Origin of the sequence: Vibrio sp. Isolate30, from assembly GCF_022397975.1 — a bacterium.
GTDB classification, from domain to species: Bacteria; Pseudomonadota; Gammaproteobacteria; order Enterobacterales; family Vibrionaceae; genus Vibrio; species Vibrio fortis.
This window is the reverse complement of sequence record NZ_JAKEUS010000002.1, coordinates 254,164-280,735: the sequence shown is the minus strand read 5'-3', so window position 1 is coordinate 280,735 and position 26,572 is coordinate 254,164. Positions and strand designations below refer to the sequence as shown.

Sequence of the window (26,572 nt, the reverse complement as noted above, 5' to 3'; positions counted from 1 at the left end):
TCTTTTGGCCAAAGATCAAGGAATTTTTTTTTATGAGCGCGCAAAATTAAACCATCATTAAAAAGCCAATTTTCTACAATCAAGTGAGAGCTATCCTCATCAGTTAGTGGTCACTTACAGTTTTTTTTCAATTTAGTAGTTATCCACAAGAACTCCCATTTCTTTGCCTTGAAAAATCTCCGGCCTAGCACTATCTTGTAACCCAACAAACAAATGACCCCTATATGTTGTGTTTGAACTACAATATATGGGTAGACCAAGATCACAAAGCCGCCATGTAATTTACAAAAATTACACAGAAATAGACAAAAACACGGCTTTAATCAGTTTTGTTAGGGAAATTAAGCAGAATGAACCAACAACTTACTGTTACTAAGCGTAACGGTCGCAAAGAAACGATTGATCTAGAAAAGATCCACCGCGTGATCACATGGGCAGCAGAAGGCTTGCACAATGTTTCTGTATCACAAGTAGAATTGAAAGCTCACATTCAATTTTATGATGGCATCACCACGACTGACATCCATGAGACAATCATCAAGTCAGCTGCGGATCTGATCTCAGAAGAGACTCCTGATTACCAATACCTTGCAGCACGTCTAGCGGTATTCCACCTACGTAAGAAAGCGTACGGTCAATACGAGCCGCCAGCACTGTTCGACCACGTTGCAAAACTGGTTGATATGGGTAAATACGATAGTCACCTACTGGAAGACTACACGCCAGCTGAGTTTGCTGAACTGGATCAATACATCGATCACAAACGCGACCTAGATTTCTCTTACGCAGCGGTTAAGCAGCTTGAAGGTAAATACTTCGTGCAGAACCGTGTAACGAAAGAGATCTACGAAAGTGCTCAGTTCCTGTACATCTTGGTTGCTGCTTGTCTATTCGCTAAATACCCGAAAGAGACACGTCTTGATTACATCAAGCGTTTCTACGATGCAGCGTCGACATTTAAGATTTCCCTACCTACACCGATCATGTCTGGTGTACGTACGCCTACCCGTCAATTCAGTTCTTGTGTACTGATTGAGTGTGGTGACAGCCTAGATTCAATTAACGCAACGGCAAGCTCAATCGTACGTTACGTTTCTCAACGTGCTGGTATTGGTATCAACGCTGGCCGTATCCGTGCTCTAGGTTCTGAGATTCGCGGTGGTGAAGCATTCCACACAGGTTGTATCCCATTCTACAAGTACTTCCAAACAGCCGTTAAGTGTTGTTCTCAAGGTGGTGTGCGTGGTGGTGCTGCAACAGTATTCTACCCACTATGGCACGGTGAAGTTCAGTCTCTACTTGTACTGAAAAACAACCGTGGTGTAGAAGAGAACCGTGTTCGTCACATGGATTACGGCGTACAGCTGAACAAGCTTATGTACTCTCGCCTAGTTCAAGGCGGTAACATCAGCCTATTCTCACCATCTGATGTACCTGGCCTCTACGATGCATTTTTCGAAAACCAAGAACGTTTTGAAGAGCTGTACGTGAAGTACGAGAACGATCCATCAATCAAGCGTGAAACAGTCAAAGCGGTAGAGCTATTCTCTCTACTCATGCAAGAACGTGCTTCTACTGGTCGTATCTACATCCAGAACGTAGACCACTGTAACACTCACAGCCCATTTGATGCTGAAGTAGCACCAGTTCGCCAGTCAAACCTATGTCTTGAAATCGCGCTTCCAACTAAGCCGCTTACAAACGTGGAAGATGACGAAGGTGAAATTGCACTATGTACGCTTTCTGCATTCAACCTTGGCGCGATTGAGTCTCTTGATGACCTAGCAGAGCTTTCTGACCTAGTGGTTCGTGCACTTGATGCACTTCTTGATTACCAAGACTACCCACTACCAGCGGCATACAAGTCAACAATGAACCGTCGTACTCTGGGTGTTGGCGTTATCAACTACGCATACTACCTAGCGAAAAACGGTGTTAAATACTCAGATGGTAGCGCAAACGGTCTAACTCACCGTACATTCGAAGCTATCCAATACCACTTGTTGAAAGCATCGGTTGAGCTTGCGAAAGAACAAGGTAAGTGTCCTTCGTTCCACGAAACGAACTACGCGAAAGGCCTATTGCCAATCGACACTTACAAGAAAGACATTGATCTTGTATGTGAAGAACCTCTTCATTACGACTGGGATGCACTACGTGAAGAGATCGTTGAACACGGTCTACGTAACTCAACACTAACAGCGCTAATGCCTTCTGAGACTTCTTCTCAGATTTCTAACGCGACTAACGGTATTGAGCCACCACGTGGTTTCGTTTCTGTTAAAGCATCAAAAGACGGTATTTTGAAGCAGGTTGTGCCTGATTTCCTAAATCTAAAAGATAACTACGAACTACTTTGGAACATCGGTTCTAACGATGGTTACCTGCACCTAGTAGGTATCATGCAGAAGTTTGTAGACCAAGCGATTTCAGCCAACACAAACTATGATCCAAACGTATATGAAAGCGGTAAAGTACCAATGAAGAAACTTCTTCAAGACCTACTGACTGCTTACAAGTACGGTGTGAAGACGCTTTACTACCATAACACTCGTGATGGCGCGAAAGATGAGCAAGGCGCAGTAGCACAAGAAGACGATTGTGCAGGCGGCGGTTGTAAGATCTAAGCATAAGTAACAAACATAAGAACCCAGAGAAGCCTTCTTCTCTGGGTCTAAAGCATTAACGAGGCCTGTTATATAGGTCTGGAAAGGATTTGAGGCATTCATGGCTTACAGTACTTTTACCCAAACAAAAAATGACCAACTAAAAGAACCTATGTTCCTTGGTCAATCTGTAAACGTAGCGCGTTACGACCAACAGAAATTTGAAATCTTCGAAAAGCTTATCGAGAAGCAACTGTCTTTCTTCTGGCGTCCAGAAGAAGTTGACGTATCTAGCGATCGTATCGACTACAACAAGCTGCCAGAGCACGAGAAGCACATCTTCATCTCAAACCTGAAGTACCAAACGCTTCTTGACTCGATTCAAGGTCGTAGCCCGAACGTAGCGCTTCTACCATTAGTTTCTCTTCCAGAAGTAGAAACTTGGATTGAGACTTGGTCTTTCTCTGAAACGATTCACTCTCGTTCATACACGCACATCATCCGTAACATCGTGAATGACCCTGGCGTTGTATTTGACGACATCGTTGAAAACGAGCACATCCTAGCGCGTGCAAAAGACATCGCACACTACTACGATGAGCTAATCAAGCTGACGTCTGACTACCACCGCTACGGTGAAGGTACACACAACATCAACGGCGAAGAGATCAAAGTATCTCTATACGAGTTGAAGAAGAAACTGTACCTATGTCTGATGTCTGTAAATGCTCTGGAAGCGATCCGTTTCTACGTAAGTTTTGCATGTTCGTTTGCATTTGCAGAGCGCGAGCTAATGGAAGGTAATGCGAAAATCATCAAGCTAATCGCTCGTGATGAAGCACTTCACCTGACGGGTACTCAGCACATGATCAACCTGCTGCGTAACGGCCAAGATGACTTCTCATTCATGCAAATCGCTGAAGAGTGTAAGCAAGAGTGTTTCGACCTATTCAAAGATGCGGCTGAGCAAGAGAAAGAGTGGGCAGAATACCTGTTCAAAGATGGCTCTATGATCGGTCTAAACAAAGACATCCTGTGCCAATACGTTGAGTACATTACCAACATCCGTATGCAAGCGGTTGGCCTAGGTACTGCTTACCCAGAAGCAACGTCTAACCCTATTCCGTGGATCAACGCTTGGTTGTCTTCAGACAACGTTCAAGTTGCACCACAAGAAGCAGAAATTTCATCTTACCTAGTTGGTCAAATCGACAACGAAGTAAGTGCTGACGACTTCGAAGGTTTTGAACTGTAATGCCGACTCTCAAAATCAACAAACTCATCAGTATTGAGTCTAATCCTTCTAACACTTTGTTAGAGACCATGGAGCAAGCAGGACTTGAGCCTGAATACAACTGCCGTGATGGTCACTGTGGCGCTTGTCGTTGCACGTTAGACTCAGGTGAAGTTGAGTATGTTGGTTTTGCTATGGCTTACACACAGAGCAACGAAATCTTGCCTTGTATTTGTAAGGCTAAGACCGAATTGTCGTTGAGTAATGTTATCCATCGCAACAAGCAAAAACGCGCTTAAAGATGAAATAACTCAGCACCGATAGCAAAATACAAAGGGCCCGATAATTGATATTATCGGGCCCTTTTTACATACTGATATTCGTTTTAGATACTGTGGGTCGCTGAGCGTTTGTTATAAGACAGCGTTGGGAATGAACAGCTCTTTAATGCGTTTAAGTGAAGTGAACTGGCCAAACATCGGTTTGTTTTCCAGGTGTCTTCGAAGCATGTCTGCGGCCACTGTTTTTATTACCGTTCTAGAGTCTTCTCGGTTATATGAGCGATGGAACTCAAACACTTGCCCCCACTCTCCTGCTGGCGTCGATAGTGCAACACTAAAGGTTTTATCCTCAAGTTTGCCAGTGACGAGAGCCAGGTCAGTAGAACATTTCTCTCTTGTTGCTCCTGCCAAAGCTAATGTCGCCGCTAAAGGATCGCTCTTATCAATCTCACTGCCTTTGCTTTCGGCCATTACCCAAGAATGCCCAAAGCAGTTTTCAAGGTTTTCATCCGACTGTAGCCATGCTGACAGCGCGCCCTTGGTCGACACTTCTGATACCGATAAGGTTTTGTGTTTCTCGCTCAACAGGTGTCCTAAATGTTCAATCATCGGCTCATCAACACTCACAACATTGCCTTCTAGCAGCTTATGCACCATCTGAAGCAACTTAACACGAACCTCGAGACCCGATTTAGGCCCAAACAGTTTTACCTCAATAAAGGGCAAGTAAGAGCGGTAGCCTAATTCATAACCTTCAGGCAGTTTAAGCTGGTCTAGAATATCGGAGATCCCCGACTCAGAAAGCCCAAAGGTGTAGAGGCGGCTGCACTCAAAGGCACTGATTTCCGGATAGCTTCGAGCCAAGTCAGGCAAAATTTGGTCTTTAACCATCTTTTTAAACTCACTCGGAACACCAGGAGTAAAGTAAAATGTCGCATCGTTGATTTTAAGTTTGAAACCACAAGCGGTACCAACAGGGTTATCTACGATTTGTGAATGTTCCGGCAGCATAGCTTGTTTGAGGTTACTGTCTGGCATCTTAGCGCCACGAGCTTCAAACATACTCTCCATACGTTGTAACCAGTCAGGGAAAAGAACTAGCTTTTGATCAGCAGCACTTGCAGCCGCTGCGTCACTCATGTCGTCCGTCGTTGGCCCTAAACCGCCATTAACGATGACCACATCATAGTTAAAGCTCAGCATCAAAAGTTCTTCCACCAGCGCACTCATTTGATCACCGACAGTCGAACGCTTTGCCAAAGCGAAACCATGTTGATAAAACTCAGCGGACATCCAAGCGGCATTTGTGTCTACAATGTCTCCGTGAAGAACTTCTTCACCTGTACTTAACATTGCGATTTTGGTCATATTTTCATCCCTTGCTGTCATATAAAGACGCTGCATTATTTTTAAAGTGGTCTATCTTCTATGTTTAGGCGTTTAACTCATTTCACAAGTATTAATGATGTGAAATTTAAGATTATCTTTCTGAAAGCGCACAATTATTAGTTCCATAAATCAGGTAATTAATGGATAATTGTGACTTTGCTCAACCTACCAACTCTTATGGAGACCCTTGTGGCCAAATCACCGTTATTAGCAAAGGTTACTGCTGCATTTTCACTACTAATGTCAGCGAACTCGGTTGCAAGCCAGTACGATTTCGACCAACCATTCAACCTTTCATATGCGGATGATTGTACTCAAGAGTACTGCGTAAATGAAAACTTGTACACTTACAAGCCTAGTATCAATTACGCACTGAGCGAGTCAAACGAAGAGTACGATTTCTCAATCCAGCAACCAAAGCACCTTTTGGTGAGTGAAGAGAAAGATTGGGATTACCTAATGGGGCAAACTTACACCATTCTCGGTCTGAGTGTTGCGACTGTAGGTTTAATGACATTTCTTCCTGAATCCATCACGAAGTGGGATGATGACCAACGTGACTTAAGTAAGCTTGGTCAAAAATGGAAAGACAACGTATCTAGTGGCCCAGTATGGGACCGCGATGAGCATTTCTTGAACTATGTAATGCATCCGTACTTTGGTGGTGTTTACTACACGGCAGCGCGACACGCTGGCTACAATGAGTTTGAATCTTTCATGTACTCATGGACTATGTCGACTTTCTTCTGGGAGTACGGTGTTGAAGCATTTGCAGAAATCCCATCTTGGCAAGACCTTTTCATCACACCATTCTTCGGTGCGGTTGTCGGTGAGCTGATGTTAGAGGCCGAACAAGACATCGTTATGACTGGCGGCGAAGTCATGGGCTCAAAAACCATGGGTGATGTGTCTCTGTTCTTCTTGAACCCTGTTGGCCATATTCACTACTGGGTAAGTGATGCTTGGGGTGGCGATGCGGAAGTAAATCTGAACACTAACCCTTGGTGGGGTAACCAAGACGCGGCTAAGTTTGCATACGATGCTGGCGCGCCTTACGACTCTCAATTTGTGGGTATGAACTTCAAAGTGACCTTCTAAATCACTCAATAGATGTAATTCTTTCTAAAAAGCGACTCTCGAGTCGCTTTTTTTGTGCCCGACTCTTCATTAACTTGTTTTGCGTTGCAGCTTAGTTTCAAAAATTGACGCAGGTCAAATATTGTTCTTATCCAGCTTCTAAACTGTATGTAAGACAGATTATCTCGTTATTTCAAACGCTTATTAATGGCGTTCAATTGAATCTTTGGGGGCTGATATGAATAGTACATTTATCGTTAACTTTATTGGTAAAGCATCGCCTGCAACCATTAAACAACTCGCTGCAGTCACTCATGAAAACGGTGGCAAATGGCTTATAAGTAAAGTGAACTTCATTGAGGACCAAGTTGCCGGAGTCATCAAAATAGAACTCCCTGCGATTAATGAGTCCGCAGTTAAAGAAGCATTTAGTGCCAATATGGACCTAACAGTACAATTCGTTGATGCCGACCACTCTCCACAAGTACAAGATACTATCCATCACCTTCGTCTAGATTCGAATGATCGCGCTGGTATCGTCAATGAAGTCACTCATGTATTAGATGGACAAGGCATCACGATTCTGGATATGGATTGTCATCGAGTCTTCATCGCAGGAGGTGGAGGTGTCAGCTCCAGCCTATTTACCGCCAAAATTGCCGTAAAACTCCCACTAGAGCTACCAATCCAAGACGTAGCCAACGAACTTGAGACGCTGAGTGAAGATACACGCGTCATGATCGAGAGTTAATTGCCCCCTTTCCTCCGGTTAAGCAATTTTCCGGAGGAGTATCCCCTTCCCTCTCTTCCTTCTAATACATCCGATAAATCGCTTTCAACTCTTACATTACTTACAAAATTTCCGTATTAATTCTACGTAAATCATAATTTTAACTAGTGAAACAGGGCTACTTGGCTATGTTTTTTTGTTACCATACGGTCACTTTCATCAACTTAGTCACTTAGGTTCATACATGGATAGAAACAAGCCGAGTTGGCCTCTGAATGCCGTCTCAGTAATCCTTCTAACTTCACTTTTCACCGGCTGCCAAAGTGGCCATGAAGATAGTGGTGATGGTTCCACTAATCCGACTGCCGTTAGTATCTCGATCCCAGAGACGCTTAGCGTGACCGAACCAACGTCAGGTTCAAGCACCGAGGCCGTCACTGTTACACTTTCAGAAGCGCTCACTAGCGATGTAAACCTAACTATTACGACTTCCAATGTCACCGCTCGTTCTACTGGTGAGTTTAGAAATTATGACCCGCTAAGTAGCTCAGTAGTAACTATTCCGGCAGGCTCAACAACAGCTACTCTGCCGCTTAATGTACTACACAATAACGTCTTTGAAGGCGCTAAGACGCTCCAATACTCGATTACAGCCCCTTCAAGCTCGTCGTACACCATTACCAACAATCAGACGACTGTTACTATCAATGATGCCAATGCTCAACCAACTATCGGATTTAGCAACAACCTAAGTACCGTCGTTGAAGGTGACAGTGTGGTGCAACAAATGGTACTAAGTAACTATTCGAGCCAAGATGTCACGATTACCTTGGTTCAAACAGGTATTGCGGCATCAGATGACTACACAGTTGATATGGCCAGCCTCAACGTTACGCTCTCTGCAGAAACCCTAACGTCAGACATTACTTTCTCTGCTAAAGATGATGGCTTTAACGAAGGTGGTGAATCGGTCATCTACACCATGACTGAAGTCGGGAATGCAACGATTGACTCAGCAAAAAACACGCTGGCTTTCTATATTCCTGGCCAGAAGAATTTCAACGACACTGGCTACGTAACCTATTACGACGGAACTGCTTTTGACAGCACAACCCCACCAACGAGTCATCCAAATCAAGATGCGGACTATGGTTTAGATAAAACTAACGGTACCGAGCATTCAGATGGCGAATATGGTTTTCGCTATACCAAAATCGATGCTCACGGCAACCCAATGGATCCAAGTGCAACAAGCTGGCGCTGTGTAAAGGATGAACACACAGGCCTTTACATCGAAGCAAAACAAGATCCAACAGCTCTACCAAGTCAATCTGATATCGACACTTGGGTTGAAAACCACAAAAACGATCCAGATGCTTACCCTTACCCATATGGTACAGAGTCTTCGATGTGGCGCAGTTCATCGTATACTTACACTTGGTACGACGCAGATGGCACAACCAATGGCGGATATGCAGGCGCACCCAACGACGCACTATATAGTGAAGGCCCAATTTCGTCTGAATGTGCATACCCTGACGACAACTCGGGGACCCGAAACTGCAATACCAGTAGCTATATTTCAAGTCTAAATAGCTACGCAATATGTGGTATCACCGATTGGCGTCTACCTTCACCGGTTGAGGCGCGTTCATTCATTAATTTCAACGTTGGCGCATCACCGAGTGGCTCAGTGAACTTCTTCCCGAACCTTGGTTCTAGACTTTTCACTCACTCTAGTTCTGTCAAACAAGACGGTAGTGCGAGATGTATCGACTCTCAAACTGGTGAGTTGGAACTGTGTAACAAAAACATCACAGGCTCAACAGGTATTGTCGCTGTAAGTGGAGGAATCGAGTAATGAAACTGAAATTATGCTTAGGTGCTGTTGCCACTCTGCTAAGCGCGAATGCTATCGCTCAAACTTGTGTAACGACTCAAACTGCTTCTCATCAAGATGGGCAGTTTATCGATCGTAAAGATGGGACTCTGTTAGACGTAACCACTAACTTGTTATGGTCAAAGTGTAACCTAGGTGAAACTTACAATGCCTCGACAGACACTTGTGATGGGACTGCCCTAAAGTACCAAAACTGGAGCGATGCATTAGTTGCCACGCAAAATACCACGCTAACAACGATTGCAGGTCAAACTGGCTTTAGGCTTCCAAATATCAAAGAGTTGAGCTCAATTGTGGATTACCGCTGCACTCGACCAGCGATCAACCTGACCTTCTTCCCAACGACAACAAATGAACCTTACTGGACGAATACGCCAGATGCTCATAGCGTCAATAGTCACTACGAAGGCCTCATTATCGACTTTGACGAAGCCTTGGAAGTGATTACGGATCCAGACAATGTCCCTTCCCCGCTTGTCCGGTTGGTAAAAGAGTTTAACTAAGACTCAATAGTCGCATACAAAAAGAGCAACCCATCGGTTGCTCTTTTTATTTCAAGCTACTTTACTGACCACTGTGACAGTGAGCGTTTAAAGTCTGAATAATCGAATTCGTTTAGCTTCTGTACTTCACCGCTTGAGCGTTCGCAGTAGACAGAAGGCATACGCAGGCCATTGAACCAATTCAGTTTCACCATGGTATAGCCAGCACTATCTAAGATATGCAGACGTTGGCCAATCTCTAGTGGTTCATCAAAGCTTGCTTCACAGAACTGATCACCAGCAAGGCAAGAACAAGAACCAATCACGTAGTCATGCGTGCCATTTTCCGACGCTTCCAGAATCGATGCTGGCTCGTCATAGATCAGAGTATCTAAACGGTGTGCTTCTGTCGCTGAATCAACAATCGCCGTTTTCTTAACGTTCTCTACGATATCAACCACGGTCGCAACAAGATCCGTAGTCTTAGTGATGATCGCTTCACCCGGCTCAAGGTACATTTGAACACCGTGCTTTTCAGAGAAAGCTTTTAGTGCCAAACCGAGCTTTTCAATGTCGTAACCCGGCCATGTAAAGAATACGCCACCACCCATACTCACCCAATCCAGCTTGTTTAGGTATTCACCGAACTGCTCAGAGATAGAGTCAAGTAGACCAATAAAAGCATCCACATCTTTGTTCTCACAGTTCATGTGGAACATCACACCATCAATATCTTCAAAGACTTCTGGTTGGATATGGTCAGCTTGAACGCCTAGGCGAGAGAACTGACGCGCTGGATTCGCCAAATCTTGACCAGCATAGCTAACACCTGGATTAAGACGTAGGCCAATCGATGCCTTGCCTTCAATAATGTGTCGGTAAGCTGCTAATTGAGACTGTGAGTTGAAGATCATCTTGTCACAAATATCTGCTACTTCACGTACATCATCTTCGCTGTAACCAACGCTGTATGCATGCGTTTCACCACCGAAGGTTTCATGACCTAGCTTTACTTCAAACGGACCAGAGCTGGTCGTGCCGTCTAGATAAGGCTTAATGATGTCGAATACGCCCCAAGTAGAGAAGCACTTCAAGGCTAATACAAGCTTAACGCCTGAAATCTCTTTAAGCTGTTTAGCTTTCTCTAGGTTCTCAATCAACTTATCTTCGTTGATCATAAAGTATGGGGTTTTAAGTTCTTCGTTCTTAAATGTCATTTTCTATACGCGCTCAAGCAGCATCTAAAGATGGAAAGGTAAATTAAACAAGTTTGGTGTGATTTATTTTGATTTTGTCCTGTTCGAACGCAGTGAGTTACAAAATCAAAATAAATGATACCAAAGCTTTAAGGAGATCATCATCGAAAAGGGAACAATCCATGTCCCCTTTAACTAGCAATCAAAACAAGAAATCAGTTCTTATTTTTTCAGCTCATGAATCACAGGAAGGCCTTGGCCTGCTTCAAGCTCTTGAACATGCCAGTCAAGACCGATACCCGGCATAGTTTCTAGGAATGGGTCTGGATTTAGCTGTTCCATGTTGAATACACCTTTGTCTGCCCACTCGCCACGGAAGAACTGAAGTGCAGCCGTAATAGCAGGAACACCAGTTGTGTAAGAGATCGCTTGATGCTCTACGTCTTCGTATGCCACTTCGTGGTCAGCGTTATTGTAGATAAATACGCTACGCTCTTTGCCATCTTTCTTACCTTGAACCCAAGTACCGATACACGTTAGACCCGTGTAGCCCGGCGCTAGTGATGTTGGGTCAGGTAGCAAGGCTTTAAGTACGTGTAGAGGCTGAACTACAGTACCATCATGCAATGTTAGCGGGTCTGGGCTTAGTAGACCGATGTCACGCATGCAATTGAAGTAGTTTAGGTACTTGTCGCCAAAGCCCATCCAGAACTCGATACGCTTCGCTGGAATGAACTCTTTCATTGAGCGAACTTCATCGTGTGCCATTGAATATACTTTGTGAGAACCACAGTTCGGGAAATCAAACTCTAGCATGCGTGAGTGACAAGGAACCTGTTTCCACTCTTCGTTTTCCCAGTAGAAAGAATCACCTTGAATCTCAAGCATGTTCGTTTCTGGGTCGAAGTTAGTTGCAAACTTCTTACCGTGGTCGCCAGCGTTAACGTCCATCACATCGATAGTATCGATCTCATCGAACAGATGTTTAACCGCGTAAGCAGCAAATACAGAAACCACACCAGGATCGAAACCAGCGCCAAGAATACCTGTGATGCCTGCTTCTGCAAACTTCTCACGGTAGCCCCATTGCCAATCGTACGCTTGTGGTACCTGCTGACCTTCAGAACATAGGTCAACCGCTACTGATGTATCTAGGTAAGATACTTTTGCTTGGTAACACGCTTCCATGATAGCCATGTTTACCCACGGAGGACCCGCGTTGATCACTAGGTCTGGCTGAACTTCTTTAATTAGAGCAACAAGCGCATCAACGTCATCTGCGTTTACAGCGCGCGCCTCTAGTTTCTTAGTTGAATCTTTTAGGTTGTTTTTGCCCTTGATAGATTCGATGATCTTCTCACACTTCGCGATAGTTCGAGATGCAATAGTGATGTCACCCAGTACGTCGTTGTTCTGTGCTGCTTTATGTGCAACAACCCAACCTACGCCGCCTGCACCAATTTGTAGAATTGCCATAATATTTATTACCCTTGTTGTTCTGCTAGCTCAGCCGCTAGATTCTGAATTTTTGCAATGAGAGACTCGAAATCCGCCATATCTAAACACGGATTAAGGATAGTGAACTTTAATGCGCTCTTTCCATCGACCACAGTTTCGCCCAAAACAGCGACACCGCGAGTTAATGCCTCTAATCTTAATGTTTGGTTAAATGTGTCTAAATCCGTGACATGGCTATTAACGGCTCTAAACAGCACTGTCGACAATGCTGGCTCAGCCAATAGCTCAAAACCTTCGTGGTTTTGAATAAGGTCGGAGACCTGAAGTGTTTGTGCCAATAGGTGATCATACATCTCACCCAATTGTGCCTGCCCTACGCTTTGCATCGTCATAAAGACTTTGAGCGCATCAAATCGTTTGGTTGTTGCAATCGACTTATCAACTAAGTTTGGCAGCTCATCGTGCTCACGGTTCAAGTAGTCAGCATGATGCAGTAGGAACTTGAAGTTCTGTTTGTCCTTAAGCAGCAATGCACCACAACTGATTGTTTGATAAAACAGTTTGTGGAAATCGACACTTACTGAGTCTGCTTTTTCAATGCCCTTAAGACGTGCTTTATGACTGCTCAAGATCAGAGCACCACCATACGCACTATCCACATGGAACCAAAGCTGTTGTTGCTGAGCGATCTGAGCAATAGAGTTTAGGTCATCAATCGCGCCATGATCCGTCGTTCCTGCCGTACCTACAACAGCAAATGGGATCAAACCTTCTTGTTTCAGCTCAGTAATTGCTTGCTCAAGCAGTTCCGTTTTTATGGTACCGTTATCGTTAGCATCAACACAGCGTACTGCATTTTCGCCTAATCCTAACAAAGAAGCCGATTTTTGGACAGTGAAGTGAGACTTTTTAGAGCATAGAATACGCAATTTTTTCGCGTACTCTGGAAGACCAAGCTTTTGAATCGAGTGGTTATCGACTTTATCCGCGATCCAATCTCGTGCTAGCAACAGCCCCATTAGGTTACTTTGAGTACCGCCACTGGTGAAAATGCCATCGCTATCCGCACCTAGCTCGTACTTGCCACACATCCAGTCGATGACCTTCTGCTCGACATAGGTTGCAGCCGACGCTTGATCCCATGAATCCATAGACTGGTTAAGCGCTGCAATCATAGACTCAGCAGCGACAGAAGCCATTAATGGCGGAGTATGTAGATGTGCAATACAGTCAGGGTGTTGTACAAAGATGGAGTTTTTAGCAACTAAGTCGGCTGTATCTTCGACCACATCAATCAATGAACCTTGAACGTTATCAAGATCCACTGCATTAATTGCAGCCTCTAGTCGTTTAGGTTCTAGCCCAGAGTATGGTGCGTCAACTTGCTCAAATACTGACTTCATCGCTTGAGTGGTTTGATTTAAAACCTTCTCAAACTCGTCGCTACCACCTACGCCAGTATGGATGAAGTGTTTCTTCCACTCACTGTTCACACTATCACTTTCGACATGACTACCGCCCGCAGCAAGAATCGCTTCTTCCATCACGCGCAGAGCAAAATCAATTTGTTCGAAAGTAATGATCATCGGAGGAAGGAAACGAATAACAGAACCTTCACGTCCACCTTTTTCTACCATCAAGCCGCGTTCAAGTGCTGCACGTTGGATTTTAAGGGTTAGGTCACCATCAGCAATTGGCTCACCAAAGCTGTTCTTCTCACCGTTAGGGTTTTGAATCTCAACACCTAACATCAAGCCTTTACCACGAACTTCAGCAATACAATCAACACGTTGTTGAAGCTTTTCTAAACCGTGGCGAAGATATTGACCTGCGATATTCGCGTGTTCAACAAGGTTATCTCGCTCGATAATTTCTAGTGCTTTCGCGCCAGATACCATTGCTAGCTGATTACCACGGAAAGTACCGGTGTGTTCACCTGCTTTCCATGTATCAATACTTTTATCGAATACAAGCAGTGACATCGGTAAGCCACCACCAATCGCTTTCGATAAGCATAGAATGTCTGGATTGATTCCTGACTCTTCAAATGCGAATCGGTGTCCAGTTTTACCAACACCACATTGGATTTCATCAAAGATAAGTAGGATGCCGTGCTCATCACAGATACGTCTTAAACCACGTAACCAAGATGCTGGAGCAGGAATCACACCGCCCTCGCCCTGAACAGGTTCGACAATCATTGCTGCAGGTTTCATTATGCCGGCTTCATCATCAGCAAGGAGACGTTCAATATAACGAAGGCTTGCTTGAGCACCTTGTTCACCACCTAATCCAAATGGGCAGCGCAGGTTGTATGGGAATGGCATAAAGTGAACATCAGACATCAAGCCGCTACGGCGCGCTTTTGTGCCTAAGTTACCCATCATGCCCATCGTACCGTTAGTCATACCATGGTAAGCACCACGGAACGCAAACATGGTGTTACGACCTGTTGTTTGCTTTGCTAATTTTATCGCGGCTTCAACCGCATCGGCACCAGAAGGGCCACAGAATTGAATCACTGAGTTCTCAGCAAAATCCTGTGGTAAAAATGCTTTAACGCGATTAATAAACGTCTCTTTGGCTTGAGTCGTAATATCCAGCGTTTGATAAGGTAGACCTGAATCCAACTGAGCTTTTAGTGCTTGGTTAATTTCTGGGTGGTTATAACCCAGAGCCAGCGTTCCTGCTCCAGCAAGACAATCTAGGAAGATTTGTCCACGGGTATCTTCAACCAGAGCGCCATATGCGCGCTTTATTGCAATCGGTAGACGTCTTGGGTAAGAGCGCACTGCCGATTCGTTCTGCTCTTGTTCAAGCAAGATAGCATCTGGAGTAAGATCATAAGTGCCTTCAACAACAGGGACTGAAGTTGAAAACGTGTGTGCGATAGTATTTGTATCGACTTCAAAGGCGGTAGTCATAAAAAATCCCTTGAATGTATTCATACTCCCTCCTAACAGCACATTGTTAGAAGTGAGGTATAGCTGTACGCCCGCGTAAGTCAAATGACAAACACGACAAAGTGCCGTCTAACGACAGCAAAATTTACTTAGCGCAAAATCAAGGTTCAGTAATGCTACTGTTTTGAAGGATCGGGCAAAGGTGGAGTACCGGCCCAATTGGATGTGAAAAGCTGATTCGCAGTGTTGTGTTAAGTGAGTTCAATGTTGGGTTTCCCATTAACATGGCATCAAGCGCCATAAGTATCCCGTCTATCAGTTAAAGAACTAACTGATACCTACCCTACGCAGTGTCACAATCAGCCTGAATGGTCACTGCGCGTATCCCCCAGAAGCAATCGTTGCCCATTCCGAGATTGGGCGGGAAGGTAACATAGTTTTTAACACACTATCAATAGTTTTTAATATCAGCTTTATAAATACGAGGGATAGGATGAGAGTCACCCGCTTAAACAGATCCCCGGCTCGTTCGTCCCTCACGCCCGAGGATGACGAAAATAGCTCACAATTTCAGCCGTCATTCCGTAGAGTGAAGGCGACGGAATAACTCCCAATCAATCCGTCCGTCATTCCCCCTAGAGCGAGGAACGAGCTCATAAGGAATCTCATAGAACATAAGACAGCATCCTATATTAAAGAACTAACCAGAAAGGATGTAACGAGTAATTGGATAGAAGATCCCCGGCTCATTCGTTCCTCACGACCGAAGATGACGAAGATAACTCCCAGTCAACCGTCATTCCCTAGAGCGAGGAACGAGTTCATAGGGAATCTCAAACAGCTCGTGAATTTTCAAACATCCGAATACAAATAAGCCCGAACATTTCTGTTCGGGCTTTACAATATTTCAGACGCAAAAAAGGCTCATCACTTCTGATAAGCCTTTTTTAAATTGGAGCGACGCGGCCGGCTAGGACACGGGGTCAACTCGTGACCTGATGGCTCAAATAGCTTTACGATATTCCAGATGCAAAAAAGCTCATCGTTTCCGATGAGCTTTTTTTTGATTTGGAGCGACACACGAGGTTCCGGCACAGCGCGAACGCCGAGGGATTTTAAATCCCTTGTGTCTACCAATTCCACCACCAGGGCACGCAATTCTTTATTGCGATGCCGTTACGATTCGTAAACACCATCTTAATGTCGATGCCAATCAACATTACAAAATTTGGAGCGACACACGAGGTTCGAACTCGTGACCTCAACCTTGGCAAGGTTGCGCTCTACCAGCTGAGCTAGTGTCGCATAGTATTCAAACTCAAGGTTTGAATGGAGGCGCCTCCCGGAGTCGAACCGAGGTCCACGGATTTGCAATCCGCTGCATAGCCACTCTGCCAAGGCGCCTTAGTAACTCCAATCGAATCGCTCGTTGCCATCCTCTTGGGTACGGGATGCATTCTACGGAATCACACGATTGAGTCAACACTATTTTTGTATTTTTAATTCGTTTGAATAGTATTTATACGAAAAGGGCTAAATAGCTAACTTAATGTACAAAAAGGTCTAAGGAATAGGCGATTAAAGTTGATCACCATCACACTGTCACGTCATATGGTTACGTTGATAGTCAAATTCAAAGATCAAAAAAGCGAGCCTAAGCTCGCTTTTCTCAATTAATGATGTTGTTCATCCAACAAATCATCTTTGGCTGCCATTAAGTATTGGGCCATTGACCAGTATGTCAGAATGGTTGCGATATAAAGCGCAGCGTAACCAACCCAAATCATCCAGTCATCGTAACGCCAAATGAGTACCCACAAAGCAAACATTTGAGAAACGGTCTTTACCTTGCCGACCCAAGAAACGGCGACACTTGCGCGCTTGCCAATTTCAGCCATCCACTCTCGAAGTGCTGAGATGATAATTTCGCGAGCAATCATGGTGACTGCGGGAATTGTCACCCAAATTGAGTGATAGTGTTCAGTAATCAAAATCAGTGCTGTCGCCACCAGAACTTTATCTGCAACAGGGTCGATAAAGGCACCAAAACGGGAAGTTTGGCCTAGCTTACGCGCTAGCATACCATCGAGCCAGTCAGTAAATCCGGCCACCCAAAAAACCATCGCAGCTGCAAAAGGAGCCCATTGATAAGGTAGGTAGAAAACGATAACGAATACTGGGATTAAGAAAAGTCTCAGTAGGGACAAAATGTTGGGTATATTCAAACGCATATTATTAGGCTCTTATCCATTGCGCGTTTATGGTGCGGGATTTTTACTATTGTTTCAATGCTTGATAAATGTTTTCTGCCAAAGAATGACTAATGCCCGGCACTTTGGCTATTTCTTCTACACTTGCACGCTTAAGCTCTTGCAATCCACCCATATATTTCAGAAGTGCTTGGCGACGCTTCGGCCCTACCCCTTCAATTCCTTCAAGTGCACTTGTGCGACGTGTTTTACCACGCTTCGCTCGGTGACCGGCAATTGCATGGTTATGGCTCTCATCACGGATATGCTGAATCAGGTGTAAAGCAGGCGCATCTGTCGGCAGATTAAACTCTTCACCTTCTAGAGTGATTAAGGTTTCAAGACCAGGTTTACGAGTAACCCCTTTCGCAATACCCATCATTCTTGGTCGAACAGGCCAATCCCCCCAATATTGAGAGATAATCTCGTGAGCACGGTTCAGTTGGCCTTTACCGCCATCGATAAAGATTATGTCTGGAATCTTGTCCACATCGAGTTGCTTGGAGTAACGACGCTCTAACGCTTGCCCCATTGCTGCATAATCATCGCCTCCGGTGATACCCGTGATGTTGTAGCGACGATATTCCTGCTTTACGGGCCCTTCTTGATTGAACACCACACAAGACGCGATGGTGCTCTCACCCATGGTATGACTGATATCAAAACACTCCATGCGCTTGATGACGTCCATAGACAAGACATCTTGAAGCTCTTTGAAGCGCTGATTAATCGTCATTTTATGATTAATCTTGGTGGTAATCGCCGTCAACGCATTGGTGTTCGACAATTTAAGATAGCGCCCCCGGGTGCCGGAAGGGTTAGTATTGAAGTGGATCTTTCGCCCCGCAACTTCACACAAAGCTTGTTGAATTGGCGTAACGTCTTCCATCAAGTCAGCATTGAGGATCAAACGAGTAGGAATAGTTCTTGCTTCATTGTGCGCAAGGTAGTATTGGCTCAAAAAGCTTGAAAAGACCTCTTCTCTAACCGTGTTATTTGGGATCTTTGGAAAATGACTTCGACTGCCAAGGACTTTCCCCTGACGAATCATCAAAATATGAATACATGCGACGCCATTTTCTTGCGCAAAGCCAAGCACATCCATATCTTCCATTGAGTCGTCAGATACGTACTGCTGCTCCTGCACACGGCGGATAGCCTGAATTTGGTCACGAAATGTTGCGGCCTGTTCAAACTTAAGTTGCTGACTCGCTTGTTCCATTTTCTGGACCAGAGTTTCCAAGACCTGATTGTCTTTCCCGTGCAAAAACAAACGCACGTAGCCAATCAATTCTGCATACTCTTCATCAGAGATGATTGAACTGACACAAGGCGCGGCGCATCGGCCAATTTGATACATCAGACATGGACGAGTACGATTGGCATAGACGGTATCTTCACACTGTCGGGCTGGGAATATCTTTTGCAGTAAGTGCAAGGTTTCTCGCACGGCCCCAGAATCAGGATATGGCCCGAAATACTCACCCTTTTTCTTCTTTGCACCACGGTGCATTGACAGTCTTGGGTGCTTATGACCGCTGATGAAGATATAAGGGTAAGATTTATCATCGCGCAGCAAAACGTTGTACTTAGGTAAGTACTGCTTAATGTAGTTGTGCTCGAGGATTAGGGCTTCTGTCTCGGTATGTGTGACCGTTACGTCTATCTTGGCAATATTGCTGACCAAGGCGCGCGTTTTCTCGCTATCTACTTTTTTACGAAAGTAGCTAGTAAGGCGCTTCTTGAGGTTTTTTGCTTTGCCGACATAAATAACAACAGCCTCGGCGTTATACATACGATAAACGCCAGGCTGTTCTGTTACGGTCTTTAGGAATGAGACTGAGTCAAATGAGGATGTCACTATATAATCTCAGTGCTAGAGGGTCTCGGTGTCTAGCATTCCGTGTCTAATCGCTAAGTGAGTAAGCTCCACATCACCGCTGATGTCTAGCTTACTGAACAGTCGGTAGCGGTAGCTATTCACTGTCTTAGGGCTTAGATTAAGTTGTTCTGAAATGTCCGTTACTTTCTGACCTTTGGTGATCATCATCATAATTTGAAGTTCACGCTCAGAGAGATCAGCGAATGGGTTTTCAGAGGCAGGCGAGAATTGGCTTAGTGCCATCTGCTGCGCAATTTCTGGTGAAATGTAACGCTGACCGCTGTTTACCACGCGAATTGCATTAACCATTTCGTCCGGACCTGCTCCTTTAGTAAGGTAACCAGCAGCCCCAGCTTGCATCACTTTAGTTGGAAACGGATTTTCCGTATGAACAGTTAAAACGATGATTTTAATGTCTGGGTTAAAGCGCAAAATCTTCTTGGTTGCTTCTAAGCCACCAATACCAGGCATATTCATATCCATCAAAATGACGTCTGTATTGTTAGTACGACACCATTTTGCAGCTTCTTCACCGCTTTCAGCTTCCCCTGCTACGTTCATTCCACGGACGTCTTCAATAATACGTCGTATCCCTGTGCGAACCAGCTCGTGATCATCTACAAGGAAAACATTTATCAAACTTGTATCTCCACACTATTAATTGGCTCTGCAACCACCGCATTGATTCATCTAATTGAAACAATTGAATAAAGGAACAGTGGATCGCAGCATTGCTGTACATCTTAACGTAGATCGTTAAAAAAAGCTCTGTTGAATATGTGCTGAAACACGAACTTTAGCAAGTACTTATTTACAAGAACCACAGTTATTCGACTAAGCTTTATTAAAAAACAATCAGTTAAGATGCCGACCATTTAATTTACACAAGATAAATATATTTTCAATACCGCGATTTGAACAATTGTTACAAATTCACCTTTTTGCTCTATAAGTCCCGTTATCGAGTCGCTAAAAGCAAAAAAAACTGGCTATTTTTAACGACTTTTGTATCAGCATCTGCACTAAGTGCTAGAATCGCATCTTGTTTCAAGAGCAGTAAATATTACAGGCGACGATATTGGATATTCAGCAAGGCTTTGTGCTGACAAGACAAGCAAGGGACTTCTCAGGTCAGACTCAAATTGATATTTGGGTCAGCACCCCGAATGGACCCACCCTACTCACCGTAAAAGGTGAACGCCCAATTTTCTTCATCGAGCAATCTAATATCGAGATTTGCCGCACGCTCGCAAAAGAAGCAGGTATTGAGTGTGAGATAAAAGCCTTGGAGCTCACCAACTTCTCGCACACACCACTCGCAGGTTGCTACACTCAACTAGTCCGTGAGAGCAACGCTTTAAACCAAGCCTTCAATCAAGAATCAATCACTACGTTCGAAGCCGATATTCGTCTTGCTGATCGCTTCTTAATGGAAAGGTTCATCAAAGGCAGCATTGAGTTTACGGGTAACGTCACTTCTCGAGCTCAGCATCAGCGTGTTACTAACACCAAATGTAGAGCGGGCGACTACTTACCTACCCTTTCCGTCGTCTCACTGGATATCGAGTGTTCAGAGAAGGGAATTCTCTACTCTATCGGCCTCGACAGCCCAATGGACAGTCGCGTCATTATGGTCGGCCCAGAGCAAGAAGCCGATACGGCTATTCAATGGGTAAAGGATGAAGCCGCCCTATTAGAAGCGATGATTGATTGGTTTAAACGCTACGACCCAGATGTCATTATTGGTTGGAACGTGATCGATTTTGACTTTCGTTTGCTTAACAAGCGGGCTGAATGGAACAAAATCAAGCTCAATATCGGCCGTGACAATCAACCGAGTTTTTTCCGCAGTTCAGCTCAAAGCCAACAAGGTTTTATCACTATCCCTGGGCGTGTGGTTTTGGACGGCATCGATATGCTCAAAACCGCAACCTATCACTTTAGATCTTGGTCTCTAGAATCCGTTTCCCAAGAGCTACTCGGTGAAGGTAAAGACATACACAACGTTCACGACCGTATGGATGAGATAAATCGAATGTTTAAGTTCGATAAGCCCTCTCTGGCCAAATATAACCTTCAAGATTGTGTTTTGGTTAATCGCATATTTGAGCAAACTCACTTAATAGAGTTTGCTATCGAACGTTCTCGCCTAACCGGTGTTGAGCTTGATCGTGTTGGTGGATCAGTGGCTGCCTTTACTAATCTATATTTGCCTCAAATTCATAGAGCTGGTTACATCGCTCCCAATCTACAGCCAGAAAACTGGATTGCCAGCCCTGGTGGATATGTGATGGACTCCATCCCTAATCTCTATGATTCAGTATTGGTTCTCGACTTCAAGAGCCTTTACCCCTCTATTATCCGCTCTTTCCTAATTGACCCAATGGGTTTAATCGAAGGGTTAAAACAAGACATCGGTCGCGAAGAACATCAGGCTGTTGAAGGTTTTCGCGGTGGTCAGTTCCATCGTAGTAAACACTTTCTACCTGAGATGATCGAGACCTTATGGGCGGCACGTGATGTCGCTAAAAAGAACAATGAGAAAGCCTTCTCCCAAGCCATCAAGATCATCATGAACTCGTTCTATGGGGTTTTAGGCTCGTCCGGTTGCCGCTTCTTCGATACGCGTTTGGCCTCTTCGATTACCATGCGTGGCCACGAGATCATGAAACAGACCAAAGTTCTCATCGAGGATAAGGGCTATCAAGTCATCTATGGGGATACTGACTCGACCTTCGTCTCTCTAAATGGCAGCTACAGCCAAGAAGATGCGGATGAGATAGGTCAATCACTGGTGGCTTACATTAACGAATGGTGGACCCAGCATCTCAAAGACAAATACAACCTAACTTCTATACTCGAACTGGAGTACGAGACTCACTATCGCAAGTTCTTGATGCCGACCATTCGAGGTTCAGAAACAGGCTCAAAGAAACGCTATGCTGGACTGATTGGTGAAGTGGGTAACGAAAAAATCGTATTCAAGGGGCTCGAAAGTGCCCGCACCGACTGGACTCCACTAGCGCAGCGTTTTCAGCAGACTTTGTATGAGATGGTTTTCCATGACCAAGACCCAACCGACTATGTTCGTCGTTTTGTTGATGAAACGGCTGCTGGAGAACACGACGACCTACTAGTTTATCAAAAACGCTTGCGACGTAAGCTCCACGAATATCAAAAGAACATTCCGCCTCAAGTAAGAGCGGCACGCATGGCGGATGAGATAAACGATAAATTAGGCCGCCCTCTTCAATATCAAAACAAAGGTCGCATCGAATATTTGATCACCCTGAACGGCCCTGAGCCCAAAGAGTATTTGAAGAGCGGAATCGACTATCAACATTACATTGATAAGCAGCTAAAACCCGTCGCAGAAGCGATATTGCCGTTTATCGGACTCGATTTTGAGCAAGTCAGCGGTCAACAGCTAGGGTTATTCTAAAAGTTAGTCTTGCTCTAAAAGTTAGATTCGCTCTAAAGCTACTGCCAACAAACCAAACGCAAAAAAGCAGAAGCCTCAGACTTCTGCTTTCTATTATCTGCTGGAACGTAAAAACTAGCCGATTCTAAATTCAGTTTTTTGGTACTGTTTAACCAACCACTCGCCAAAGCCGTCTAATATGCCAATCACGGAGCGTTTCGGTACAGGTCTGCCTGCAAGCAAAATCCCTAAGCGCTGAATTTCTACTTCTCTGTCTGGGTGGTATTTCAAAAACTGTTGGCCACACTCTAGCGGATCGTCATACCAATATTTATCTCGGTACATGATCAGTGAGTAACTGGCTCTGAGTAGCTTTTTAGTGATGATGACTTGTGCGGCAATCTGCTCTTCAAGCGTCGCAGCTCTGGCAATCTTATTGCGATAGACCGCTAGCCAGTTTTCGACATCCATATTCCAGTGTTTAGCGATCTCCCAACTGGTTTCAAAATCACCATAACAGTCAGACAGATCCTCACCATGCACACAAACGGCGAGGTGTTTAAGCATAAAACCCCAAGTAAAGATGTTCTCGAAATCGACAATTTCACTGACTAGAGCCGTCTTTATAGAGACTTGAGTTACCTGAGGAAAACTTTTTTGGAAGCGCCACTTAATGGTGTTAAGCAGTGTCGTTCTTTGATCAGAAAACGAACGGTGTGTAACGACAACAACATCAAGATTCGATTTCCCTGGCGTTGCCGTTTTCTTTGCCACACTCCCATAGATGTAAATGCTGTGAAGGTTCGAACCTAAACCACTTTTTAAAAAAGTAATCAGGTCGTTTACCACAGGTTGAAACTCAGGCTGGAAAGGCACTTTCGGGTCAATAACAGGTAACTGCATAAGTGAGTTCGTCAATAAATTGAGTGATTTAACTATTTCCCTATGATCGCTTAGGAGACTTTATGATTCAAGCTATTCCTATTTATAGGTTCTCCGAGATATAATCAGCGGATAGAACCAATAAGGATAAACACAAAATGCCTAGAGCAAGTGAAATTAAAAAAGGTTTTGCGATCGACGTTGATGGCAAAACACTTCTAGTTAAAGACATCGAAATCACGACACCAGGTGGTCGTGGTGGTCAGAAGATCTACCGTTTCCGTGGTAACGACGTAGCAACTGGCGTAAAAGCTGAAGTTCGTCATAAGGCTGATGAGATCGTTGAAACTATCGACGTAACTAAGCGTGCAGTCATGTTCTCTTACGTTGACGGCAACGAGTACATCTTCATGGATAACGAAGATTACACACAATACATCTTCAACGGTGAAATGATCGAAGACGAGCTACTTTTCATCAACGAAGAGACTCAAGGCATGTACGCTATCCTAATCGACGGCAGCGCTGCAACACTTGAACTACCAACTTCTGTTGAACTGGTTATCGAAGAAACAGACCCGTCAATCAAAGGCGCTTCTGCATCAGCTCGTACTAAACCAGCTCGTTTCGCTACTGGCCTAACAGTTCAAGTTCCAGAGTACATCGCAACAGGTGATAAAGTTGTGATCAACACTGCTGAACGTAAATACATGAACCGCGCAAGCTAAGATACTGATATGACTGAAGCTAATGACTTAATGTCTTATGATGATGCAATCGATACTGCATACGACATCTTCCTTGAGATGGCACCGGATAACCTTGAGCCTGCAGACGTGATTCTATTCACTGCACAGTTCGAAGACCGTGGTGCTGCTGAACTTGTTGAAACGGGTGACGATTGGGTCGGTCATGTTGGCTTTGAAGTCGACAAAGAGATCTACGCTGAAATTCGCATTGGTCTAGTAAACGAAGAAGACGATGTACTTGATGACGTTTTCGCTCGTATGCTAATCAGCCGCGACCCAGACCATAAGTTCTGCCACATGCTTTGGAAGCGTGACTAGAACTTAAGCTTGTGCTGCTCTATTTAACGAGCAGGCCAATATCTTAGCCGAGCTCTGTGCTCGGCTAATTTTTGTCACCGATTTCACCGCGATACATTATGACCAAAGCTAAAACTGATACTCAGTCAAAAGGCTATGCCTGTATTGGCTTAGTAAACCCAAAGACACCTGAAAATGTTGGCTCCGTTATGCGTGCCGCTGGCTGTTACGGCGCAAATTCTGTGTTTTACACAGGTACACGTTACGACCACGCGCGTCAATTCCATACCGACACAAAAGAGAAACACTTAGAGCTTCCACTGATTGGTGTTGAAGACCTAAAAGACATTATTCCTGTTGGGTGCGTACCTGTAGCTGTCGATTTGATTGAAGGTGCCAAGCCTCTGCCTGAGTACAAACACCCTCCCCGCGCTTTCTACATTTTCGGACCTGAAGATGGCACGCTGAAGAAAGAGATCACCGACTTCTGTCGTGAGACGATTTATGTTCCAACCAATGGTTGTATGAACCTCGCCGCTGCAGTGAACGTGATTCTTTATGATCGCATGGCAAAAGGCGACAACTTCTCGAATCATAAATAGTCAAAGAGACGGGTTAAGAGATAAGAGATGCGAAGAGCACGCTTACTGTCGATTACAGCAATATGTTTGCGTTACTCGATTACTCGAATCCAGCACCTTTACCTTCTTCTAGATGTAAAAAAACCTGCTAAGTTAGCAGGTTTTTTAGTATTCAAAAGAAGTCGTTAATTACTGACGAGTTCTTGGCTTAGCTGGCTTGTTCGGGCGGTTTGTGTTGTTGCCACGAGAACCGTTGCCTGAGCGAGAGTTACTTGGCTTGCCCTTGCTGCTTGGTGCGCTGCGACCTGCATCTGGCGTCGTTGTACCGCGAGTCGCTGGCTTCTTACGCTTAGGCTGGTTACTGCGGCCTTTTGGCGCATTTGCGCGCTCTTCGTGACGCTTAACTGCGCGACGAATCTTCTGGCTACGAGAACGCTCACGTTTACGTGATGTGTTTGATGGATCAAGATCCAGTAGCGTCTCTTTTTCAGGTTTCAGCTCTACCAATTGACGTAGGTAGTTAACCTCTTGAAGGTCTAGCTCTTTCCAACCACCACGAGGCAGTTTCTTGTCTAGGTAGATATCACCGTAACGAACACGTTTTAGACGGCTTACTGTCGTTTCTTGGGATTCCCAAAGACGACGAACCTCACGGTTACGACCTTCGTTGATCGCTACGTAGAAAGTATGGTTCATACCTTCACCGCCCGCGTAAACAACATCTTCGAAGCGAGCCATACCATCTTCAATCTCAACACCGCGAACAAGGTTCTTAACCTTCTGCTCTGTCACTTCACCGAATACACGAACCAGGTATTCACGCTCAACTTGACGGCTTGGGTGCATTAGACGGTTCGCCAATTCACCATCAGTAGTGAACAGCAGTAGACCTGATGTGTTTGCATCAAGACGACCAACCGAGATCCAACGAGAACCACGGATCTTAGGTAGACGATCAAACACAGTACGACGACCTTCTGGGTCGTGGCGAGTACAAAGCTCACCTTCTGGCTTGTAGTAAGCAAGTACGCGACAAACCACTTCTTCAGACGCTTTACCTGATACAGTGTGACCATCAATACGAATCACTGAATTTTCGTCTTCTAGACGCTCACCCAATTTCGCGACTTGGCCGTTAACACTAACACGACCTGCTCTGATTAAAGCTTCCAGCTCGCGACGAGAACCGTGACCAGCTCGCGCTAAAACCTTCTGTAATTTTTCGCTCATTTACTCTTTTCTACCTAATTGTCGT

20 protein-coding genes and 2 tRNA genes are annotated in these 26,572 nt (G+C 44.7%); 11 read left to right on the top strand and 11 right to left on the bottom strand.

Annotated features, from left to right (window positions below; genetic code table 11):
* Positions 1-350: 350 nt before the first annotated feature.
* The 3 genes from nrdA to yfaE all read left to right on the top strand — a co-directional run bounded on the left by nrdA (position 351) and on the right by yfaE (position 4,139).
* Positions 351-2,627 carry a class 1a ribonucleoside-diphosphate reductase subunit alpha gene (gene nrdA / locus L1D60_RS08485; RefSeq protein WP_239840686.1) on the top strand — a complete coding sequence of 759 codons (2,277 nt, stop codon included), beginning with the start codon at positions 351-353 and terminating at the stop codon, positions 2,625-2,627.
* Positions 2,628-2,727: 100 nt separating this feature from the next.
* Entirely contained in the window at positions 2,728-3,861 is a 1,134-nt protein-coding gene (gene nrdB / locus L1D60_RS08480) for a class Ia ribonucleoside-diphosphate reductase subunit beta (protein WP_032549288.1), read from the top strand.
* A complete protein-coding gene (gene yfaE / locus L1D60_RS08475) occupies positions 3,861-4,139 on the top strand; it encodes a class I ribonucleotide reductase maintenance protein YfaE (RefSeq protein ID WP_239840685.1) in 279 nt (92 codons plus the stop codon). Before nrdB ends, yfaE begins: the two co-directional genes overlap by 1 nt.
* Before the next feature lie 114 nt (positions 4,140-4,253).
* On the opposite strand, the gene L1D60_RS08470 is transcribed toward yfaE, so the two are convergent.
* Complete coding sequence (locus L1D60_RS08470) at positions 4,254-5,489, bottom strand: CinA family nicotinamide mononucleotide deamidase-related protein (RefSeq protein WP_239840684.1); 1,236 nt, start codon at positions 5,487-5,489, stop codon at positions 4,254-4,256.
* A gap of 210 nt (positions 5,490-5,699) precedes the next feature.
* Between L1D60_RS08470 and L1D60_RS08465 the strand changes: the two genes are divergently transcribed.
* From L1D60_RS08465 to L1D60_RS08450, 4 genes are all read left to right on the top strand, one after another.
* Positions 5,700-6,608 carry a DUF3943 domain-containing protein gene (locus tag L1D60_RS08465; RefSeq protein WP_239840683.1) on the top strand — a complete coding sequence of 303 codons (909 nt, stop codon included), beginning with the start codon at positions 5,700-5,702 and terminating at the stop codon, positions 6,606-6,608.
* A gap of 217 nt (positions 6,609-6,825) precedes the next feature.
* Positions 6,826-7,338: an ACT domain-containing protein gene (locus L1D60_RS08460; protein ID WP_239840682.1), complete on the top strand. Its 513-nt coding sequence runs from the start codon at positions 6,826-6,828 to the stop codon at positions 7,336-7,338.
* Between the two features lie 223 nt (positions 7,339-7,561).
* The gene (locus L1D60_RS08455; protein ID WP_239840681.1) at positions 7,562-9,178 is read left to right on the top strand and encodes a Calx-beta domain-containing protein; all 1,617 of its coding nucleotides are present in this window, start codon (positions 7,562-7,564) and stop codon (positions 9,176-9,178) included.
* Positions 9,178-9,720: a DUF1566 domain-containing protein gene (locus L1D60_RS08450; protein ID WP_239840680.1), complete on the top strand. Its 543-nt coding sequence runs from the start codon at positions 9,178-9,180 to the stop codon at positions 9,718-9,720. The genes L1D60_RS08455 and L1D60_RS08450 overlap by 1 nt, the downstream gene beginning before the upstream one ends.
* Positions 9,721-9,776: 56 nt before the next feature.
* Here the strand turns inward: L1D60_RS08450 and nspC are convergent, their stop codons facing one another.
* The 8 genes from nspC to uvrY all read right to left on the bottom strand — a co-directional run bounded on the left by nspC (position 9,777) and on the right by uvrY (position 20,026).
* A complete protein-coding gene (nspC, locus tag L1D60_RS08445; protein WP_239840679.1) occupies positions 9,777-10,916 on the bottom strand; it encodes a carboxynorspermidine decarboxylase in 1,140 nt (379 codons plus the stop codon).
* Between the two features lie 201 nt (positions 10,917-11,117).
* Entirely contained in the window at positions 11,118-12,371 is a 1,254-nt protein-coding gene (locus L1D60_RS08440; RefSeq protein ID WP_032549298.1) for a carboxynorspermidine synthase, read from the bottom strand.
* A gap of 8 nt (positions 12,372-12,379) precedes the next feature.
* Positions 12,380-15,301, bottom strand: coding sequence for a pyridoxal phosphate-dependent class III aminotransferase (locus L1D60_RS08435; protein WP_239840678.1), 2,922 nt, complete (start codon positions 15,299-15,301; stop codon positions 12,380-12,382).
* Between the two features lie 1,184 nt (positions 15,302-16,485).
* Positions 16,486-16,561 (bottom strand) — tRNA-Gly (locus L1D60_RS08430).
* 25 nt (positions 16,562-16,586) lie between these two features.
* Positions 16,587-16,660 (bottom strand) — tRNA-Cys (locus L1D60_RS08425).
* 269 nt (positions 16,661-16,929) lie between these two features.
* The gene (gene pgsA / locus L1D60_RS08420) at positions 16,930-17,487 is read right to left on the bottom strand and encodes a CDP-diacylglycerol--glycerol-3-phosphate 3-phosphatidyltransferase (protein ID WP_032549299.1); all 558 of its coding nucleotides are present in this window, start codon (positions 17,485-17,487) and stop codon (positions 16,930-16,932) included.
* A gap of 46 nt (positions 17,488-17,533) precedes the next feature.
* Positions 17,534-19,366, bottom strand: a complete 1,833-nt coding sequence (uvrC, locus tag L1D60_RS08415) for an excinuclease ABC subunit UvrC (protein ID WP_239840677.1) — start codon at positions 19,364-19,366, stop codon at positions 17,534-17,536.
* Positions 19,367-19,381: 15 nt separating this feature from the next.
* Entirely contained in the window at positions 19,382-20,026 is a 645-nt protein-coding gene (uvrY, locus tag L1D60_RS08410) for a UvrY/SirA/GacA family response regulator transcription factor (RefSeq protein WP_032549301.1), read from the bottom strand.
* A 439-nt stretch (positions 20,027-20,465) separates the two neighbouring features.
* On the opposite strand from uvrY, the gene L1D60_RS08405 reads away from it, so the two are divergent.
* Positions 20,466-22,829 (top strand): DNA polymerase II, encoded by a 2,364-nt coding sequence (locus L1D60_RS08405; RefSeq protein ID WP_239840676.1) that lies wholly within the window; start codon positions 20,466-20,468, stop codon positions 22,827-22,829.
* Positions 22,830-22,943: 114 nt separating this feature from the next.
* Here L1D60_RS08405 and L1D60_RS08400 read toward each other — a convergent pair whose 3' ends face one another.
* Positions 22,944-23,711: a nucleotidyltransferase domain-containing protein gene (locus L1D60_RS08400; RefSeq protein ID WP_239840675.1), complete on the bottom strand. Its 768-nt coding sequence runs from the start codon at positions 23,709-23,711 to the stop codon at positions 22,944-22,946.
* Between the two features lie 137 nt (positions 23,712-23,848).
* On the opposite strand from L1D60_RS08400, the gene yeiP reads away from it, so the two are divergent.
* From yeiP to L1D60_RS08385, 3 genes are all read left to right on the top strand, one after another.
* Entirely contained in the window at positions 23,849-24,418 is a 570-nt protein-coding gene (gene yeiP / locus L1D60_RS08395; RefSeq protein ID WP_239840674.1) for an elongation factor P-like protein YeiP, read from the top strand.
* A gap of 9 nt (positions 24,419-24,427) precedes the next feature.
* Positions 24,428-24,757: an HI1450 family dsDNA-mimic protein gene (locus L1D60_RS08390; protein WP_032549305.1), complete on the top strand. Its 330-nt coding sequence runs from the start codon at positions 24,428-24,430 to the stop codon at positions 24,755-24,757.
* Between the two features lie 98 nt (positions 24,758-24,855).
* Positions 24,856-25,338: an RNA methyltransferase gene (locus tag L1D60_RS08385; protein ID WP_032549306.1), complete on the top strand. Its 483-nt coding sequence runs from the start codon at positions 24,856-24,858 to the stop codon at positions 25,336-25,338.
* A 168-nt stretch (positions 25,339-25,506) separates the two neighbouring features.
* On the opposite strand, the gene rluB is transcribed toward L1D60_RS08385, so the two are convergent.
* Entirely contained in the window at positions 25,507-26,547 is a 1,041-nt protein-coding gene (rluB, locus tag L1D60_RS08380; protein ID WP_239840673.1) for a 23S rRNA pseudouridine(2605) synthase RluB, read from the bottom strand.
* Positions 26,548-26,572: the final 25 nt, after the last annotated feature.